The 1,968-nt window shown below is 67.1% G+C and carries 1 protein-coding gene and 1 pseudogene; both read left to right on the top strand.

Going from position 1 to position 1,968, the window contains the following annotated elements; genetic code table 11:
• Positions 1 to 896, top strand: a pseudogene (locus tag C483_RS19140) (thiolase C-terminal domain-containing protein); the annotation flags it as partial.
• On the top strand, positions 896 to 1,968 hold a 1,073-nt coding region (locus C483_RS19135; protein WP_006655015.1), incomplete at its 3' end, for a hypothetical protein. The pseudogene C483_RS19140 and the gene C483_RS19135, both read left to right, overlap by 1 nt.

Below are 1,968 nucleotides of genomic sequence, written 5' to 3'. Positions count from 1 at the left end.
ACCGACATGAGTTCGGACGCGACGAAGTACTGGCTCGGCGTGTCCGGCGAAACCGAGTGGGAGCGTCTCTCTGGCACCACCTTCTCGGGTGTCTACGCCCAGATGGCAAGCGCCCACATGGAGGAGTACGGTACCACGCGCGAGCAACTCTCACGCGTCGCCGTCAAGAACCACGCTAACGGCGCGAAGAACCCGCACGCCCAGCTGGGATTCGAGTGCTCACTCGAGGACGCCCAGTCGGCACCCGTCGTCGCGGACCCGCTCAATNGCTGGGATTCGAGTGCTCACTCGAGGACGCCCAGTCGGCACCCGTCGTCGCGGACCCGCTCAATCTCTATCACTGCTGTCCGACCTCCGACGGCGCGGCCTGCGCACTGATCGTCAGCGAGGACGTCGTCGACGAGTACACGGACGATCCGATCCGCGTCGCCGGCGTCGGTGCCGGCAGCGACAGTGTTGGCCTCTTCCAGCGCGATTCCTACACGGGCGTCCCGGCGAGCCAGCGTGCCGCCAAGACGGCCTACGAGATGGCCGGTATCAGCCCCGAGGACCTGGACTTCGCGGAAGTCCACGACTGCTTCGCGATCGCCGAACTGCTGGCCTACGAGGATCTCGGCTTCTGTGAGAAGGGCGAGGCTGGCGAGTTTATCGAGTCCGGTGCGACCGAACTCGGCGGTGACCTTCCCGTCAATACGTCGGGGGGCCTCAAATCGAAGGGGCACCCAATCGGCGCGACCGGTGCCGGTCAGGTCGTCGAAGCGTTCAAACAGCTCTCGGGCAAGGCCGGCGAGCGTCAGGTCGAGAACCCCACGCGGGGGCTCACCCACAACGTCGGCGGCAGCGGTGGTGCGTCCGTGATTCACGTATTTGAGAAGGAAACGGAGGTGAGCGCCTGATGGCCGCGATCACCGCAATCGGCGCGTACGCACCCCGATTCCGGATCACGGCTGACGCGTTCGCAGACGCCTGGGGTCACTTCCAGGCCTCTGGCATCTCCGAGAAGGCTGTTCCCGCTGCCGACGAAGACGCTCTGACGATGGGCTACGAGGCCGCGACGCGCGCACTCGAGGCGGCGGATCTCACAGGCGACGCCATCGACTGGATCGGCTTCGCATCCTCTCGCCCACCGGTCGCAGAGGAGGACCTGACGGCCCGTCTCGGCGCGATGCTCGCCGTCAACGAGGCGGCCACCCGCCACGTCTTCACCGGCAGCACGCGCGCCGGTACCCGCGCGCTCTGGGCTGGCATGGACGCCATCGCTGCTGACGAGACCACGACGGGGCTCGTCGTCGCCGCCGACGCACCGGTCGGAGAACCGGATAGCGAACTCGACCACGCCGCTGGCGCGGGTGCTGCCGCGTTCGTTCTCGAAGCGAGTGGGCCCGCCGAGATCGTTGATCGTGCCGAGTACGCTCTCCCCTACCCCGGCACCCGATTCCGAAACACCGGCGAGGAAGAGACTCAGGGCCTCGGCGTCACCCAGTACGACCGCCAGGCGTTCACCGAAACCATCGCTGGCGCTGTGGCTGCACTCGACTCCAGCGACGACCTCGAGCCAACGGCCGCCGCCATCCAGGCCCCAAACGGGAAACTCCCCTACCGCGCCGCCGGCGCGGCCGGCGTCGGTACTGACGAGATCCAGGCCGCTGCAACCGTTCACAATCTNGGGAAACTCCCCTACCGCGCCGCCGGCGCGGCCGGCGTCGGTACTGACGAGATCCAGGCCGCTGCAACCGTTCACAATCTCGGCGACCTTGGCGCTGCGAGCGTTCCTGTTTCGATCGCCAGCGCGCTTGCGGACGGCCACGAGTCGATTCTGGGCGTCTCATTCGGTAGTGGGGCCGGTGCTGACGCACTGGTACTCGAGTCCACTGGGAGCGTTCCAACACGAGTCGATCTGGACGCGGACACGAACGGTGAAGCCGACGAACAGACGCTCTCGTACGCCGAGTACCTCCGCCAGCGCGG

Origin of the sequence: Natrialba hulunbeirensis JCM 10989, from assembly GCF_000337575.1 — an archaeon.
Taxonomy (GTDB): Archaea; Halobacteriota; Halobacteria; order Halobacteriales; family Natrialbaceae; genus Natrialba; species Natrialba hulunbeirensis.
The sequence above is the reverse complement of the archived record's forward strand: the minus strand, read 5'-3'. Positions and strand labels throughout refer to the sequence as shown.